Annotated in this window: 14 protein-coding genes; 3 read left to right on the top strand and 11 right to left on the bottom strand. The window is 52.2% G+C overall.

Annotated elements, in window-relative coordinates; all coding sequences use genetic code 11:
- The first annotated feature begins 282 nt into the window (after positions 1 to 282).
- Both ompF and aspC read left to right on the top strand, forming a co-directional pair.
- Positions 283 to 1,371 carry a porin OmpF gene (gene ompF / locus ACJHYR_RS06955; RefSeq protein WP_000977917.1) on the top strand — a complete coding sequence of 363 codons (1,089 nt, stop codon included), beginning with the start codon at positions 283 to 285 and terminating at the stop codon, positions 1,369 to 1,371.
- Between the two features lie 184 nt (positions 1,372 to 1,555).
- Positions 1,556 to 2,746, top strand: a complete 1,191-nt coding sequence (gene aspC, locus ACJHYR_RS06950; protein WP_000462687.1) for an aspartate transaminase — start codon at positions 1,556 to 1,558, stop codon at positions 2,744 to 2,746.
- Between the two features lie 50 nt (positions 2,747 to 2,796).
- Here aspC and gloC read toward each other — a convergent pair whose 3' ends face one another.
- From gloC to cmoM, 7 genes are all read right to left on the bottom strand, one after another.
- The gene (gloC, locus tag ACJHYR_RS06945) at positions 2,797 to 3,444 is read right to left on the bottom strand and encodes a hydroxyacylglutathione hydrolase GloC (protein WP_001109449.1); all 648 of its coding nucleotides are present in this window, start codon (positions 3,442 to 3,444) and stop codon (positions 2,797 to 2,799) included.
- A gap of 26 nt (positions 3,445 to 3,470) precedes the next feature.
- Entirely contained in the window at positions 3,471 to 4,019 is a 549-nt protein-coding gene (locus ACJHYR_RS06940; protein WP_001295932.1) for a YcbK family protein, read from the bottom strand.
- 180 nt (positions 4,020 to 4,199) lie between these two features.
- Positions 4,200 to 6,047, bottom strand: a complete 1,848-nt coding sequence (ldtD, locus tag ACJHYR_RS06935) for a L,D-transpeptidase (protein ID WP_000926003.1) — start codon at positions 6,045 to 6,047, stop codon at positions 4,200 to 4,202.
- Positions 6,048 to 6,307: 260 nt separating this feature from the next.
- Positions 6,308 to 10,768 (bottom strand): chromosome partition protein MukB, encoded by a 4,461-nt coding sequence (gene mukB, locus ACJHYR_RS06930; RefSeq protein WP_000572624.1) that lies wholly within the window; start codon positions 10,766 to 10,768, stop codon positions 6,308 to 6,310.
- On the bottom strand, positions 10,768 to 11,472 hold the full coding sequence (gene mukE, locus ACJHYR_RS06925) for a chromosome partition protein MukE (protein WP_001295931.1): 705 nt from the start codon (positions 11,470 to 11,472) through the stop codon (positions 10,768 to 10,770). The genes mukB and mukE overlap by 1 nt, the downstream gene beginning before the upstream one ends.
- On the bottom strand, positions 11,453 to 12,775 hold the full coding sequence (gene mukF / locus ACJHYR_RS06920) for a chromosome partition protein MukF (RefSeq protein WP_001288850.1): 1,323 nt from the start codon (positions 12,773 to 12,775) through the stop codon (positions 11,453 to 11,455). Before mukF ends, mukE begins: the two co-directional genes overlap by 20 nt.
- A complete protein-coding gene (gene cmoM / locus ACJHYR_RS06915) occupies positions 12,772 to 13,557 on the bottom strand; it encodes a tRNA uridine 5-oxyacetic acid(34) methyltransferase CmoM (protein ID WP_001298300.1) in 786 nt (261 codons plus the stop codon). Before cmoM ends, mukF begins: the two co-directional genes overlap by 4 nt.
- A 135-nt stretch (positions 13,558 to 13,692) precedes the next feature.
- Between cmoM and elyC the strand changes: the two genes are divergently transcribed.
- Positions 13,693 to 14,448, top strand: coding sequence for an envelope biogenesis factor ElyC (gene elyC / locus ACJHYR_RS06910; RefSeq protein ID WP_000899598.1), 756 nt, complete (start codon positions 13,693 to 13,695; stop codon positions 14,446 to 14,448).
- On the opposite strand, the gene ACJHYR_RS06905 is transcribed toward elyC, so the two are convergent.
- The 4 genes from ACJHYR_RS06905 to ycaQ all read right to left on the bottom strand — a co-directional run bounded on the left by ACJHYR_RS06905 (position 14,449) and on the right by ycaQ (position 17,705).
- Positions 14,449 to 15,342: a YcbJ family phosphotransferase gene (locus ACJHYR_RS06905; protein WP_000436922.1), complete on the bottom strand. Its 894-nt coding sequence runs from the start codon at positions 15,340 to 15,342 to the stop codon at positions 14,449 to 14,451.
- Between the two features lie 153 nt (positions 15,343 to 15,495).
- Positions 15,496 to 16,242 (bottom strand): 3-deoxy-manno-octulosonate cytidylyltransferase, encoded by a 747-nt coding sequence (gene kdsB, locus ACJHYR_RS06900; protein ID WP_059327867.1) that lies wholly within the window; start codon positions 16,240 to 16,242, stop codon positions 15,496 to 15,498.
- Entirely contained in the window at positions 16,239 to 16,421 is a 183-nt protein-coding gene (ycaR, locus tag ACJHYR_RS06895; RefSeq protein ID WP_000350058.1) for a protein YcaR, read from the bottom strand. The genes kdsB and ycaR overlap by 4 nt, the downstream gene beginning before the upstream one ends.
- Positions 16,422 to 16,472: 51 nt before the next feature.
- Positions 16,473 to 17,705, bottom strand: a complete 1,233-nt coding sequence (ycaQ, locus tag ACJHYR_RS06890) for a crosslink repair DNA glycosylase YcaQ (RefSeq protein WP_072837502.1) — start codon at positions 17,703 to 17,705, stop codon at positions 16,473 to 16,475.
- Positions 17,706 to 17,732: the final 27 nt, after the last annotated feature.

Raw genomic sequence — 17,732 nt, 5'->3', positions numbered from 1 at the left:
ATAGATAAAAATTGCTGTAAATATCATCACGCCTCTATGGAAATATGACGGTGTTCACAACGTTCCTTAATTTTTACTTTTGGTTACATATTTTTTCTTTTTGAAACCAAATCTTTATCTTTGTAGCACTTTCACGGTAGCGAAACGTTAGTTTGAATGGAAAGATGCCTGCAGACACATAAAGACACCAAACTCTCATCAATAGTTCCGTAAATTTTTATTGACAGAACTTATTGACGGCAGTGGCAGGTGTCATAAAAAAAACCATGAGGGTAATAAATAATGATGAAGCGCAATATTCTGGCAGTGATCGTCCCTGCTCTGTTAGTAGCAGGTACTGCAAACGCTGCAGAAATCTATAACAAAGATGGCAACAAAGTAGATCTGTACGGTAAAGCTGTCGGTCTGCATTATTTCTCCAAGGGTAACGGTGAAAACAGTTACGGTGGCAATGGCGACATGACCTATGCCCGTCTTGGTTTTAAAGGGGAAACTCAAATCAATTCCGATCTGACCGGTTATGGTCAGTGGGAATATAACTTCCAGGGTAACAACTCTGAAGGCGCTGACGCTCAAACTGGTAACAAAACGCGTCTGGCATTCGCGGGTCTTAAATACGCTGACGTTGGTTCTTTCGATTACGGCCGTAACTACGGTGTGGTTTATGACGCACTGGGTTACACCGATATGCTGCCAGAATTTGGTGGTGATACTGCATACAGCGATGACTTCTTCGTTGGTCGTGTTGGCGGCGTTGCTACCTATCGTAACTCCAACTTCTTTGGTCTGGTTGATGGCCTGAACTTCGCTGTTCAGTACCTGGGTAAAAACGAGCGTGACACTGCACGCCGCTCTAACGGCGACGGTGTTGGCGGTTCTATCAGCTACGAATACGAAGGCTTTGGTATCGTTGGTGCTTATGGCGCCGCTGACCGTACCAACCTGCAAGAAGCCCAACCTCTTGGCAACGGTAAAAAAGCTGAACAGTGGGCTACTGGTCTGAAGTATGACGCGAACAACATCTACCTGGCAGCGAACTACGGTGAAACCCGTAACGCTACGCCGATCACTAATAAATTTACAAACATCAGCGGCTTCGCCAACAAAACGCAAGACGTTCTGTTAGTTGCGCAATACCAGTTCGATTTCGGTCTGCGTCCGTCCATCGCTTACACCAAATCTAAAGCGAAAGACGTAGAAGGTATCGGTGATGTTGATCTGGTGAACTACTTTGAAGTGGGCGCAACCTACTACTTCAACAAAAACATGTCCACCTATGTTGACTACATCATCAACCAGATCGATTCTGACAACAAACTGGGCGTAGGTTCTGACGACACCGTAGCTGTGGGTATCGTTTACCAGTTCTAATAGCACACCTCTTTGTTAAATGCCGAAAAAACAGGACTTTGGTCCTGTTTTTTTTATGCCTTCCAGAGCAATCTCACGTCTTGCAAAAACAGCCTGCGTTTTCATCAGTAATAGTTGGAATTTTGTAAATCTCCCGTTACCCTGATAGCGGACTTCCCTTCTGTAACCATAATGGAACCTCGTCATGTTTGAGAACATTACCGCCGCTCCTGCCGACCCGATTCTGGGCCTGGCCGATCTGTTTCGTGCCGATGAACGTCCCGGCAAAATTAACCTCGGGATTGGTGTCTATAAAGATGAGACGGGCAAAACCCCGGTACTGACCAGCGTGAAAAAAGCTGAACAGTATCTGCTCGAAAATGAAACCACCAAAAATTACCTCGGCATTGACGGCATCCCTGAATTTGGTCGCTGCACTCAGGAACTGCTGTTTGGTAAAGGTAGCGCCCTGATCAATGACAAACGTGCTCGCACGGCACAGACTCCGGGTGGCACTGGCGCACTACGCGTGGCTGCCGATTTCCTGGCAAAAAATACCAGCGTTAAGCGTGTGTGGGTGAGCAACCCAAGCTGGCCGAACCATAAGAGCGTCTTTAACTCTGCAGGTCTGGAAGTTCGTGAATACGCTTATTATGATGCGGAAAATCACACCCTTGACTTCGATGCACTGATTAACAGCCTGAACGAAGCTCAGGCTGGCGACGTAGTGCTGTTCCATGGCTGCTGCCATAACCCAACCGGTATCGACCCTACGCTGGAACAATGGCAGACACTGGCACAACTTTCCGTTGAGAAAGGCTGGTTACCGCTGTTTGACTTCGCTTACCAGGGGTTTGCCCGTGGTCTGGAAGAAGATGCTGAAGGACTGCGCGCTTTCGCGGCTATGCATAAAGAGCTGATTGTTGCCAGTTCCTACTCTAAAAACTTTGGCCTGTACAACGAGCGTGTTGGCGCTTGTACTCTGGTTGCTGCTGACAGTGAAACCGTTGATCGCGCATTCAGCCAAATGAAAGCGGCGATTCGCGCTAACTACTCTAACCCACCAGCACACGGCGCTTCTGTTGTTGCCACCATCCTGAGCAACGATGCGTTACGTGCGATTTGGGAACAAGAGCTGACTGATATGCGCCAGCGTATTCAGCGTATGCGTCAGTTGTTCGTCAATACGCTGCAGGAAAAAGGCGCAAACCGCGACTTCAGCTTTATCATCAAACAGAACGGCATGTTCTCCTTCAGTGGTCTGACAAAAGAACAAGTGCTGCGTCTGCGCGAAGAGTTTGGCGTGTATGCTGTTGCTTCTGGTCGTGTGAACGTAGCCGGGATGACACCAGATAACATGGCTCCGCTGTGCGAAGCGATTGTGGCAGTGCTGTAAGCGTTAAAAACAATGAAGCCCGCTTAAAAAGCGGGCTTTTTTATGCGCCTTTACCAGACGGGCATTTCGTCTTGCAGGAAGGGATTATGCAGACGCTCATAACCAAGTGTGGATAATGGTCCGTGACCCGGAATAAATGTCACGTCATCCCCCAGTGGCAGCAACTTATCTTTGATTGAAGAAATCAGTTGATTATGATCGCCACGCGGGAAGTCACTGCGCCCTACTCCGCCTTTGAAAATAACGTCGCCAGAAATCAGCAGCTTTGCCCGATCATCAAAAAACACGACATGACCCGGCGTATGCCCAGGGCAATGTAACACCTGTAAAGCCACATTCCCTATGCTGATGGTATCGCCTTCGTTCAGCCAACGATCCGGCGTCAGCGGCTGGCACTCTTCCAGACCAAACATACGACTTTGCGCAGGCAAGCCTTGCAGCCAGAACTCATCTTCTTTTTCCGGGCCAAAAACCGGCACGCCGTAATGTTGCGCCAGTTCCGCCGCTGCACCAACGTGGTCCAGATGACCATGCGTCAGCAGGATCTGCATCAGTGTCAGGCCGCTGGCGTCAACTTCCTGTTTGATTTTTTCCGCATCGCCGCCAGGATCGACCAGTGCGGCCAAGCGGGTTTGTTCACACCAGATCAATGAACAGTTCTGGGAGAATGCGGTGACCGGAATAATACGATAGTTCATACTGCCCCTGTTTCGTTAAGCAATTGCTACCAGTGCCGTGCTGGCCCGGTATCAATATGCACAAAGTTACTACGTGGGTAATATCCTACACCACCTGCGCGCATAGATAACGCGGCTTTGCGAATATTGCTTAACGCGATACCTTCAATATGGAAATCCATCGCCTGCCCTTTCGTGTGATAGCTTTTCTTCGCTACTCCACGGCTGCGGGCGCGTAGTTCATTGTTGGTATCAATGGAACGATAACCGGAAATGAGTTGCACCGGTTTGCGGGTACCTAATAACCCTTGCAGGCGATACAACTGATCGAATAATCCTGGGTCGATGGACTTTATTTTGTTCGCGCGGTAATCGCGGAAAAAATGGTTAAGTTTTGCCAATTCTTCCTGAATATAGCCTCTGCCATCGAAAAACTCCGCTTTGATTGACTCTCCGGTATGAAGATTATTGAGTGTCAAAATGCGCGGGCGTGGGGTAGAGAGTGTTGCAAACGCAGGGGTCGGCAGGATGGCGGCACCGAGTGCAACGCCACCAAGCGCCAGCAGTTTGCGGCGATTAGCGTCGAATTTGTCCATGATAATCAAGTCTACAGGTCAATGTTATCGTTTATATGCACTTCTGGCGCACAAGAGGCACCTTAACCGTCAGTAAAGCTGACGTCAAGATGACTCAACCCCAGCAGTGACGGGGGCTGCAGAGAATCGCCCCCGATCATGCTAATTATTACGACAACTGATTTCCCCGAACTGCTTCATTTACCTGATTAATTGTTCCGCTTTCGATACGATTTGCGAGCTGGATCGCGCAGGCAGATCATAATTGTAAATATCTGTACGATACTGGGTACGACCATCTGCACCAACAAAGGCAGTCAGGTAGTAGAGATTCACCGGAATCGACTGCCGAATATTGACGTAACGCGTATCGCCCTGCTTCAGCGCATCAGAAATACGTTTGTCATTCCATCCTGCATCCTGCAACAGCATATTCGCCAGATCAGAAGCTTTATTCACTCGTACACAGCCTGAGCTCAATGCGCGTGTATCACGCTTGAACAGATTGTGGTTCGGCGTGTCATGCAAATAAATGGCCTCTGAACTCGGCATATTGAATTTATAGCGCCCCAGCGAGTTCCGTGGGCCTGGAGCCTGCTGGAAGCGAAACGGTAAATTCGAGGCCGTGATTGTAGACCAGTCAACCTGCCATGGGTCAATCGCTTCTCTGCTGTTCCAGCCGCGCATCACCGTATAGCCATGGCTTTCGAGATATCCCGGATCGTTGCGCACTTTCGGCAGAATATCTTTGCGTGCCAGAGTTGGTGGTACGTTCCACGGCGGGTTTACCACTACGTTGTTAAGTGCACTGCTCATCATCGGCGTTTTGCGATCGGGGCGACCGACAATGACTCGCGAATCCAGCACCTGATTGCCGTTCTGATAGTAGACCAGCGAATAGGCCGGAATGTTAACCATGATCCCGGTAGAAAGCTCTGTTGGCAGCAAGCGCAATCGCTGGATGTTGAGTGCCAACACGCCAGCACGCTGGGCGGGCGTTACGTTTAACCAGTCACGCGTTGCCGGGCCAATAGCGCCATCTGCTCCCAATCCTTGCCATGCCTGAAAACGTTTAACGGCTTCCACCAGTTCATTATCGTAGGCGGCACGAACGGCAGGCGCAGGTTTACTACGAGACGTCGTTTGCTTGTCCATCGGCTTAGTTTCTGCTGTTTCAACAGTAACAGCGGATGGGCTGACTACCGTGTCAGTTGGCGTGTCATCGCCAGGTAGAGTAATTTTCGGCCCCCCGTCCAACATGCCTGTGCGTTGCAATATTTCGCGCAACGCCGGTACGTCGTTACTCCACTGCCCTGGGCGCAACGTTGCTTTACCGGTCAGTTGAGGCCACGGTTTGGTGTCACTGAGTAAGGCCAGTAACGATTCATGCATCGCCGCATATTGCGGATGCTGCGGTGCCAGTCCTGCAACAAACGTCGGCAATTGACCTTTATCCAGCGCCAGCTGCCATTGGTTAATCACCGAAAGCGGCGGCGTTGCAAGCGCATAAGGTTTACTGCTATATAGCCAGCGAGTGCCTTTGACTGGAATATTTGCAATGAAATGGAGATAGCCCATCATCGCATCAGAGAGCACGACGTCGCGTGCCATCCCGTTAACACCAGGATCGGTCAGTAACTCTACCCATTTATTAAACTGCGGCTGGAAACCGGCAATCGCCACCTCGGCCAGCTGTTGCTGGAAGGCTTTAACAGCATCACGGTTTTCCCACATGGGTTGCATATCGCGTGCGGCATACAACAGTTGAAGCTGGTTAAGATAAACCGGCTTGTAACCTGCGGGTAATTGAGATTCGATTTGCGTGCGGGCTTTTTCTGCCGCACCTTCAGGCAATGGCTGGATCCCCGCCATTATTGCCGTGGCTTGCGCCTGCGGCAGTGCCTCGCCCTGTTCACTGACAGCCACCGGGCTGTCGCCAGGGATTACTTCAGGCTCATCGGCCTGCGCATTGAACAGTGGAGCGAATGTTACGGCCAGGCACAAACTGATTGCCGACAGCCGACGACCACACATCATATTAAGCAACATCCCTTGCCCCCTGTTTTTATCATACTCTGAATAGCCAGGCTGTTATTTTACGACTTGCCTGTACAACGCCAATACTCACGAAAGTATGACGAGCAAGCCTGTTACTCATCAGGCTTATCTTCAGTATATAAACGCCGATACGTTTTTACATAACCTAATGTAAAGAAGTTTAAAGAAAAGCGCGCCGTAATGTGCCACTTTTTTAGTGCAGAAACGGAGTTTTCGGAAAAAGAAAAGGCGGCATTGCTGCCGCCTTCATTTTAACTCGCCTGGGAAGGCGCTTCGTCACTTCCTGGAAGCGTTTCAGGGAGTTGCGGCGCAAATCCTCGCAGGCCGACGACGTGAACGTGTTCGGTATTCTGGAAGACTTTACGTACCAGTTTATAGGTGGTGCCTTTTTCCGGACTGATATTTTCCGGCGCTGCGATGATGAGCTGCATTTGCAAACGTTCACACAATTCAAACAGCGTGGCGATAGAACGGGCGTCCAGTCGCGCGGCTTCATCGAGGAACAACAGGCGGCAAGGAGAGATATCTTTACCGCGCAGGCGGCGAGATTCATCTTCCCAGCTTTGTACCACCATCACCAGAATCGACATACCGGTACCAATCGCCTCACCGGTCGACAATGCACCAGACTCTGCGCGCAACCAGCCATCGGAACCACGGTTAACCTCAACTTCCATTTCCAGATAGTTGCGGTAATCCAGCAGTTCTTCGCCAATGGTCTGCGGCGTGCGCTGCCCCATATCAATCTGCGGATTAAGACGCTGATACAATTTCGCCAGCGCTTCCGAGAAGGTCAGACGGTTGCTGTTAAACAGATCCTGATGCTGCTCATGCTGTTCAGAGAGCACATCCAGCAGCATGGCGTGCGTTTCACGCACGTTCACGTTGAGGCGCACGCTGTTCACCTGACCAAACGATACGTTCTGCAACCCCTGGTTGAGCATACGGATACGGTTCTGCTCGCGCTGAATGGTTTTGCGAATGATGTTCGCCACGCTGCGGGAACTGATCGCCAGTTTCTGTTCACGGGAGGTTAATTCTTCGGTCAGACGGCTAAGTTCGATCTCCATCTGTTCGATAGCTTCCACCGGATCATCGGTACGAATAATATCCTGACGAATACGTTCACGCAGATGCTGATAAACCGCCACGAAGAACTGAATTTTACGCTCCGGACGTTTCGGATCTTCCGACATGCGCAGCACGTCGCGCAGATGTTCGTTATCCGCCACCGCCAGACGCAGCGCACCTAACGCCTTATCCGACATGGAACGCAAATCATCAGCGGAGAGATAAGCCAGCTCACGACGGTGTAAGCGGCGCTCAACGCCGTTATCTTTCACCATGCGCATCACCGCACACCAGCCCGCTTTGGCGGTCACTACCTGCTCGCGCATCTCAAAGTAATCCCGCTCCAGCTTGCGCAGTTTGCGGGTCAGGTTGTCCATCTCCGCTTCGCAGAAGGTGAGCGCTTTTTCCAGTTGATTGCGGCGCGAACGGTTATTGCTCAGTTGCGCGTGCAGCTCGTCACGGCGAATACGCGCCCGCTCTTCTGCCCCGCTATCAGCTCGCACGCCGATATCCTGCAATTCACGTTGCAGATCATTGAGTAGCTCTTTTTTGGTGTCGTAAGAACTTTTCAGCGAAGCCAGCACCTGGTTGTACTGACTCAACTGCGCTGCGTGTCCGCGCAACGCTTCACGCGCGCGGGTACGCTCCGCTTCCGCCTGTTCCAGACGTTCACGCAGTTTTTCGTTGAGATCGCTGTTACCGCTAAGCATTTCTGCCGAGTCAGAGTAGCTAAAGTGCGCACGACGCTGCACCACTTCCGTCAGGGCAAACGCCTGCTGACGGGCATCGCGCTGCATCTGCTGAGAGTACGCGTAATCTTCTTTTAACTGTTCGAACTGTTCCGGGTCACTCTGCAATACCGAAACGATCGGTTCCAGTTTCGCCAGTTGATTACCGAACTGCTGAACAAAACGCGCGGCTTCCTGGGCTTCATCCAGACGTTCGCGGATTTCATCGACGCGATCTGCCAGGCTGTCATCAGCCAACAGGTTGAGACGCGGCAGAATGCGGTTCAGCGCCGTAACGCCCTCTTTCGCCTGCTCAAATTGAATACGCTGCTGCTGGTTATCATTTTCATGATTACTCAGCGCCCGCTCCAGTTCGACGCGACGGCTGTTCAGTTGACGGATTTCTGCTTCCGGGTCAGACTCAAACGCCACCGCCAGATGACTACCGATAAAGCGGCTGAACGCCTGATGCAGACGCTGGGTTTTCTGTACATCAAAGGAGAGCGTGGCGAAGCGTTCGGAAAGCACTTCACGCTCGGCATGGAGGCTTTCAATACGGCTTTCACGCGCAGCACGACCAAACAGCGGCACTTCCGGGAAACGTGAATAACGCCACTGACGATCGGCGATTTTCACCACCACCGCTTTTTCCAGCTCATCAACGCTGAACACGCTGTCATCGAATGACTGCGGATCCCCTTCGATCAGATAGAGATCTTCCGGGCAATCGGTCAAGCCTTCCAGGTGTTCGGTTACCTGTGACAGATCTGGCACCACAATGGCGTGGCGTGACGGGCCATACAGCGCCGAGAAGTACGGCGCATCTTCCAGGCTAACGTCGTCATAAATTTCTGACAGCAGCACGCCGCCAAAACGCTCCGCCAGCGCATTCAAACGCTGGTCTTCAGAACCACCTGGCTGGCTTAAACGTTCGATCTCTTCATCGACGGCGTTTTTGCGCGCGCCTACTTCATCGCGTTCAACAATCGCCTCGCGCTCACGCTCCAGCAACTGTTGCAGATATTCGGTGACGTCCTGGCTGGAGGAGAACTCTTCGCCGCACTGTTCGCTCAACTGGTTGAGACTGTTTTGCGCAGCCAGCCAAACCGGCGCACGCTGCATCAAACTCTGAATGCGAGACTGCAGCTGTTCCTGCTCCTGACGCAGTGCCATACGCTCTTCGCGGGCGTTAGACACGCTATCGGAAAGAGAGGCAATGCGCGCTTCCAGCTCCTGATGCAGAGCTTCCAGTTCATCAATATCAAAATTCTTGCCCTGACGTTTGCAGAAATCTGCCAGCAGGCGTTCGGCTTCTTGCTGCTCGCGCAGACGCTGTTCCAGTTCGCTTAAGCGCATCCGCAACGGTTGAACCTGCTCTGCCAGGTGACGCTGATCGACCCCTTCGCGCAGCAGTTCGCGAGCGACATCCCACGCCTCGTTACGCGCCAGCGGGCCGTTGATTGCCACCACCAGCTGATAAGCCTGCTCAAACTGGCTGTGCGCGGTTTGCGCCATGCTCATTTTCTGCTCAAGAGAGAGCATTTTTTCAGTCGCTTCCAGCTCTTTCGCCTGGAAGGTTTCCAGCCATTCGGCGGCGCTGTCGGCGGTTAAGTCCGGCAGATGGCACAGTTCTTTGGCACGATTAAGCGCAGCAACCGCCTGGTTATACTGGATCGCGCGCGTTTGCTGGACGTCCAGCGCCTGCTGATAGTCAGCAAGCTGGCTTTTCAGCTCGTCCACTTCCAGTTCGGCAGCTTCCGCACGAGCCTCGTTCTCTTCCTGGCGTTCGATGGCTTCTGCCACCACTTCGTTTTGCTCTTCCAGACGGATCTGCAGCTCATCGAGATCCGCTTCGTAACGTTCGATCTTCTCCTGCTGACGCAGTGCGGTTTGCACCAGGTTCAGGTGATCGCTGGCCGCCTGATAATCTGCTTCCAGATCGCCTTCGGCACCGTTGTGCTCTGCCAGCTCACGCGCCATATCGACGTGTTTGTACTGCTCAGCCGCCAGTTGCTGACGCGAAGTGTGTAGCTCGCGACGAAATTCCAGGGCTTTGTCGAGATGGACACGGCGCTCGTTGGCGTGACGCATGTAGTCCGCCGCCACGTAGTTGGTGGCTTCGCTGATCAGATGCTTAAACAGGTCACGGTCCGACTGGGTGACACGAATCGCTTCCAGCGTCATGCGGTTTTCGCGCAGCGCCGCTTCCATGTCCTGGAACGCTTTCCGCACGCCGCTGTTTTCCGGCAACAGGTAGTCGCGCAGAGAGCGCGTAATGGCGCTGGAGATCCCGCCGTACAGCGAAGCTTCGATCAGACGATAGAATTTGCTACGGTCAGACGCTGAGCGCAGACGACGCGCGATGATGCCCAGATCGAACATCAGCGAGTGGTAATCGGTAATGGAGTTGAACTGCTTAAACTGCACGCCTTCCATCGCCTCGAGCTTGTCTTTCAGCTCGTTCAGCGGCAGTACACGCGCCTGGCGTTCGTTGAGGGTTTCGGTCACCAGCTGCGTCGGCAGCACCGACATCGGCAGGCCCTGAATGGCAAACGGTTTGATATCGACTTTACGATCGCGTCCGGCAACCTGTTGCAGACGCACACCGACCACCACACGCTGGTGGCGCGAGTTAATGGTGTCGAGCATCGAATAACAGACACCCGCTTTCAGCTTACCGTGCAGACCTTTATCGCGCGAACCGCTGGTGGCCCCGGCTTCCGTAGTGTTACGGAAATGCAGCAGGGTCAGGTCGGGGATCAGCGCCGTAACGAACGCCGCCATGGTGGTGGATTTACCCGCCCCGTTACCGCCGGAGAGCGTCGTAACCAGCTCATCGAGGTCAAAAGTTCGGGCAAAAAAGCCGTTCCAGTTAATCAGCGTCAGTGAGCGAAATTTACCGCGTTCAATCATTATTCTTCCTCTCCGCTATCTGGCTGACTCTCTTCGGTTTCATCGTTGAGTTGCAGATGATTTTCAATCGGCATTGCTTCGCCATCACGAATCAGGCGACGCTGTGCTTCACGGGGATCGTCGCCAGCACGCACATCGGCTCCGAAGCGGAACACCGATTCGGTAATGCGGAACTTGCTGCTGTCGTGGCCCATAAACCACACCATACCCAAACGACGCAGACGGTTGAGCGAAGAACGTACTTTTTCCTGCAACTTCTGGCGGTCAACGTCTGAACCGGTTGAACGGTTGTTCACCAGTTTCAGCAGTTTCGCTTCATCGGCCAGGGTGAGCAGTTCGTCGTACAGTTCCTGCTGGGTGAAAATCCCCTCGTTCGCCAGCCGTTCCGGGCTGAGATAGAGATAACAGAGGATTTTCCCGACCATCATATCCAGTTCCGACAAGACGGAACGCGGGATAAGAGTGGTGGAACGTGGGCGTAAATAGAAGAACCCTTCCGGTGCACGAATAAGCTCAACGTTATAACGCGCGTAAAACTCTTCCAGATATTCCTGAAAATCCATCAGGAATGCATGATTATCCAGTTCGTCGAGGCCAATATGGCGGCCTGAACGTAAGGCGCTGTCCAGCGCCGGAAATAACGGATTCGCCAGCGCCTGCGCCAGCTTAACCGGCATCACTTGTTCAATATTTGTCGATGACATGCGCCTGTACCTTGGCTCCGTAATCATTAATCGGCTGCCATTTCGCTGGCAGTCCGGTGAAATCTGCTTGCGCTACGCCAAGACGTACCGCCTGATCAATAACAATGCGCGCAACGTCAAAGTGACGTGCACGCGGATACTGTGACAGATATTCGCGTACCACCAGACCAAGATCCAGCGGCACTTGTCTGGTTTTGTACACGGCAAGTTGTTCTTCAATGATCGCCGCCAGCTGTTCGCGGATCTCGTTAAACTCTTCGTACTCCAGATCCTCAGGAAGTTCTCCTGTCACTTCTTCATCGCGCAGAGCCATCTCTTCGTCACGCATATCCAGCAGACGATCGGCATTGGCATAAGTTAGCGCCCACGGCTCATCAAAATAGGTTTGTACCGACTGACGTAACCGCTGAGCAAAGACGCGGTTTTTATCCATATCGATCGCAGTACGAATAAATTTGTGTACGTGGCGGTCGTAGCCAATCCACAAATCGATGGATTGCTGGCCCCAGCTGATAATACGGTCAAGTTTGCTCTGCAGATCGAATACCAGACGATCGACAAAATGCAGATCGTCATGGGTCATCGTCGCATCCTGAATGCGTAACAGGTTGGCCTGCAATTTATCGCCTGCCGCTTCCAGCGTATCCTGCAATTCACGCAGCGTGCCGGAAGTTTCTGAAAGCAACAATTCACAGCTGGAAATCGCCGCCCGCCAGTCTTTGTTCAACAACTGGGCGATATCATCCTTCACCTGCTGCTGCTGTTCATCCATCAGACGTTGCGTCAGGTCGATACTGTCGAAAATTTCTGCTACCGAATATTTCAGTGGCGCATAAACATTACGGTGCCAGTGAAATTCATCACCGCCCTCTTCGGCGGCATCTGCTGCGCGTTTGAGCTCACCCGCCACAATCGACAATTGCATAGAAAGGCGCAGCGTAGAAAACTCGCGCTGACGAATGTAATAGTCAGTGATGCCAATGCCGAGCGGCGTCAGACGGTAAATTGCGTTCCCTTCCGCCTGCTCGCTGGTAAAGCGGTTCAGCAGACGTTGACGCACCATGTCGTTGATCGCGTTGTTGGCGCGCACGCCGATGGTTTCGCTGGTTTGCTCAAACGCATCACTCACATGGCGGAATGCATCCACCAGCTCGCCTTCACTCATCTCACCATCCAGACGCTCGCCGTTCAGCGTGGCAACCGCCAGCAGAAAAGAGAGTCGGTCTACCGGCAGCGAGATGGAGAAGTCATTTTTTCTGGCCCAGGCAACCAGTTCGGGGACTGTCTGGGAAAATTCACTCATACTTTATCCTTGCTCTGCGGTTTGCGCGCGGTGACATGAATATAACGCCCCAGGGTAATATACGGTTCCTGACGGCAATAACGCGTTTCTAATTCAAGTAATGCTTCATAGCAGTCGCGCTGCTGGTGCTTCTCGCGCAGATAATCATGAAACACGCGAACGCCTGTCTTACCCATAATTTGCCAACCAGCTTCTTCCAGCCACAGATAAACCTGCGCCGGGTCGCGTGGATAATCTGGCGAAAGCGTCCGTTTTTTCTTTTTCGGCATTCCCGCCTGCACGTAATCAAAATTCCCGGCGACCATGTTATGCATCAGCAAGCCGTGCGCATTGTAGAACATTAACGACAACACACCGCCTGGACGCAACACTGACCACAGGGTCTGTAATACGCTGCGGGGATCGGCCACCCACTCGAGCACCGCATGGAACAATATCAGATCAACGGGCGTTTCCAAATGCGAAGCAACATCCTGAGCGGCGCAATGTATAAATTGCATGTTGTCGCTCACACCTTTTGCTTCTGCCGCCTGTTTTGCGCGGTCGATCATCTGCGCAGAAAGATCGCATAAAATGACCTGATGCCCGCGCTCAGCCATTTTGATTGCGGTCTGCCCTTCTCCACCGCCAGCATCCAGCACACGCAGTTTTTGCGGGCCCATTTCCGCCAGCACGCGATCGAGATCCTGCCACAGAATAGCCTGTCGAAGCTGCCCTTTGGTGGTGCCGTAAATGTTACGGGAAAACTTTTCCGCAATATCATCAAAATTGCGATCCTGCATTGCTTTCTCCACCGGTTGGCTAAGACGTTTTCTGATAAAGACGCTATTTTGTCACAGCCACGGCGAGAATGAACCCGTCTGGTGTAATATCGCTGGCGATCCCTTGCTATATGGTTAAAAAAGGAACCAGAAAGGATGCTTTTTACACTGAAAAAAGTGATTGGCAATATGTTGCTGCCACTTCCGCTGATGTTGTTGATTATTGGCGCTGGCCTGGCGCTGCTGTGGTTTAGCCGTTTTCAAAAAACCGGGAAGATTTTTATTAGCATTGGGTGGCTGGCGCTCTTGTTATTGAGTTTGCAACCGGTAGCCGACCGCCTGCTGCGTCCCATCGAAAGCACCTATCCGACATGGAATAATTCGCAAAAAGTGGACTATATCGTGGTGCTCGGAGGTGGTTATACCTGGAACCCGCAGTGGGCACCAAGCTCGAATTTAATCAATAACAGTCTGCCCCGCCTGAATGAAGGTATTCGCTTATGGCGCGAAAATCCGGGATCAAAACTGATCTTCACGGGAGGCGTAGCAAAAACCAATACGGTGAGTACAGCGGAAGTAGGTGCCCGAGTTGCGCAATCGCTGGGCGTGCCGCGCGAGCAAATTATCACCCTGGATTTGCCAAAAGATACCGAAGAAGAAGCTGCGGCAGTGAAACAGGCGATTGGTGACGCCCCTTTCCTGCTGGTGACCTCCGCATCACATCTGCCGCGGGCGATGATCTTTTTTCAGCAGGAAGGGTTAAATCCGCTACCAGCCCCGGCGAATCAGTTGGCCATCGACTCGCCGCTTAATCCGTGGGAACGGGCAATCCCTTCTCCGGTCTGGTTGATGCATAGCGATCGTGTTGGCTATGAAACGCTTGGCCGCATCTGGCAGTGGCTAAAAGGTTAGTCAGGCGAGCCACGGCAAGAGTGATTTTGATGCCAGATCGAAGTTGCGCCGACTAAATCGTCCGGTATTAACCAGTTGCGCAACTTCATCCCATAACACATACAACCAACGCCGCCAGATGAATGACTCCGCCACTGGCGCGCGTTGCAGGTAACTCCAGAGCAAATCTTCCGCCAGAGAATTATCCATTAGTCGGAACAGTTCGTATTCTCGCGGTGCCCAAAGCATTAGTCCCGGCCCGACCATCGCCAGTAACTGATCGCTGCGCGAATCTTTCAGCATGCTGCGTAAACAGAAGTTACCGTGAATCAGCACACAATTGTCGTTAAAGCCTTCAAATAATGCCGGGAGACATTCGCGAGTACGAAACAGGATCCGCTTATCCTGCATCGTTAGACCGGTGTTATTGAACTGATTGAGCGTGGTCCATAGCACTTCAACATGTTGCCGGTACCATGAGGGCCAGAAATTTTCCTGAGTATTGTCGACCGCGCCGACGCAACCGCGACTGTCCTGACGGTGCCAGGCCAGTAAGGCTTCAACGATTTGGTCTTTGAGTTGTTCCCAGCGTTCTGGTGTTCGGGCTGGTGCCTCCACCGAAACACCACGCATCCGCTCCAGTAGCAGGACATCGGGGCCGGGGTGTTCTTCATGCGTCATCACACCATAAATAGTCGGCATACGGACAGTCCCACTTCTTGCCAGCATGGTGGTTTTCCATGCCAGTTGTCGGGCTTTTCCGGGCGTACTAAAGCTTCTTGCCATTAACGGCATTGGGTTTCCCTGGCTGTCATACAAAGCCCACAACGCCGTATCCGCTTTTTCATTGACGCACTCAATACGACTGAGTTTTTCGCCCAGTAAATGGCTTAATTCGGCACGCAGCTGTTCCATTCAGATTACCCTCATAAAAGCTACTGCTTTCATAATGAGCGCCAATATAAAAGATGTCACCTGAATGAGATCAATTGTTGAAAAGAAAAATTGAGGAAAATCGTAACGGTACGACACTCCTCCCAAAATTGGCTGGAGTGTCGTGAAGTGAAATTAGCGCATTTCAGCGCGAACGCGCTCGAGATCTTCAGGGGTATCCACACCTGTGCCAGGAACTTCCTGAGCGACAGCAACATGGATTTTTTCGCCGTACCACAGAACACGAAGCTGCTCTAACATTTCGATGTGTTCTAACGGACTTGGCTGCCAGTTGACGTAACGACGGATAAAGCCTGCACGGTAGCCATAAATACCAAGATGACGCAGGAAGTTATCGCCAACGGTTTCAAGGCCTTTTGCAAAACGATCACGATCCCACGGAATGGTGGCGCGAGAGAAGTACAGTGCATACCCTTCAGAGTCGAGGACCACTTTCACCGCATTCGGGTTAAACGCTTCCTCCGCATTGTGGATTGGCACCGCCAGAGTCGCCATACCCACCTGACGCTGGGCGAGATTATCAGCAACCTGACGAATGATTGTCGCAGGGATCATCGGTTCATCCCCCTGCACATTAACGATCACCGTGTCGTCGCTGAATGCGCATTTTTCGACAACTTCCGCCAGACGTTCTGTTCCTGACTGATGATCGGCGCGCGTCATACATACTTCACCGCCAGCGGCTTCAACAGCGCGAGCAACATCCTCATGATCGGTTGCCACGATGATGCGCTCGGCACCTGATTCGCGCGCGCGTTCAAGAACATGAACAATCATGGGTTTGCCGTTAATATCAACCAATGGTTTACCGGGCAGACGCGTGGACGCGTAGCGCGCGGGAATAATGACCACAAAACTCATGATTTACTCTCATCAGCAGTCAGCACGCGGGCTTCCGTTTCCAGCAACACTGGAATGCCATCGCGCAGCGGGAAAGCCAGGTTGTCCAGTTTGCAAATAAGTTCTTGTTTTTCCTGGTTATACCAAAGTTTTCCGTTGCAAACCGGGCAGGCAATGATTTCAAGCAGACGATGATCCATAGTTCCTCCAGATGGATCGGGTTATGAATGCATAAATCTTATCATAATCATTTATGCGACGGGGTCTATTTCCCAGCCGGTGCGGCAATCAGTAAAGAGGCCTTGCGGGCAGCGTCCTAATGTCACCCGCGTTGCCTGCTGCCAGTTAGCGAAATCAGTAATCGCCTGACGTAACCCTTTTTGCAGCGTTGTCGTTGGTTTAATGCCTTCCTGTAACCACAGAGAGATAACTTCAAGGATGCCTGTCTGGCGATGCATTTTGGCATCCATTCGCCCAACTAATTGCCCACGATGTAATAACGGCAGAACAAAATAGCCATACTGGCGTTTCGGCGCTGGGGTATAGCACTCCAGCCGGTAGCTAAAATCAAAAAGCTGCTCTGCGCGTTTGCGATCCCAGACAACAGGATCAAAAGGCGAAAGTACCGCGCTGTGCGTTGCAGTGAGCTTTCCGGCCAGCGCACGCTCGAGTAGCGGCAGCAAATCAGCATGCAGCCAAAGATTGCCCAATTTTTCAACATGCACAGCAATGATTTGCTGCTGTTCAGCCCTCGCTTCGCGCCACGCCGCCAGTGCCGGACGTTTCAGCCGATAGTAATCTGCCAGCCACTGTTCGCGGAATATTCCCAGGCTACGCGCACTGTTATCCAGCATGATGATTTCTGCTTCTGTTTGCGAAACGAGATCGCGCTCATCATCCCAGTCAGGCATGACTCGGTGGGTTAAATCATAAACGCGCTGGAAGTTGCGCCGTTCAATCACCATCACCTTTCCGGCAGTAAATAAACCTTCCAGATGCCGTTTATGCGGCTTCCATTCCCACCAGCCGCTTGCACCTTTACGAGGATGCTCAAAATCGGCTGAACGTACCGGCCCCTTATCATGAATATGCTGAATTAACTGTGCAATTTCCGCCTCATGTTCCTGCATCCAGGCGTCTTTGTATTTCCAGCCCATTTTTTCAGGTGCCAGCATGCGGTGGCGAATAAGACGAAAGTCGCTACGCGGCATAAAGCAGGCTTCATGCGCCCAGTATTCCATTAATTCACCACGCGCCAGAGACTCATCCAGCCACTGGGCAGGATAATTTCCCAGACGACTGAGAAGCACCAGATATGGACTACGGGCAACAATATTAATGGTATCGATTTGCAGCAAGGACATTCGGGAGATCGTTGCCGGAATATCCTCCAACGACGCTCGACGGCGGGGTTTGTTTAACAGGCCTTGCGCGGCGAGGTGAAGATTACGCGCATCAGCAAGAGAGAGGTGCGGCAGCGACATTCATGACTCCATCAATCGAACGCTGCC

Origin of the sequence: Escherichia sp. WS1450 (assembly GCF_046487395.1) — a bacterium.
Classification (GTDB): domain Bacteria; phylum Pseudomonadota; class Gammaproteobacteria; order Enterobacterales; family Enterobacteriaceae; genus Escherichia; species Escherichia coli.
Note: the sequence above shows the minus strand (reverse complement) of the source record. Positions and strands in the feature narration are given on the sequence as shown.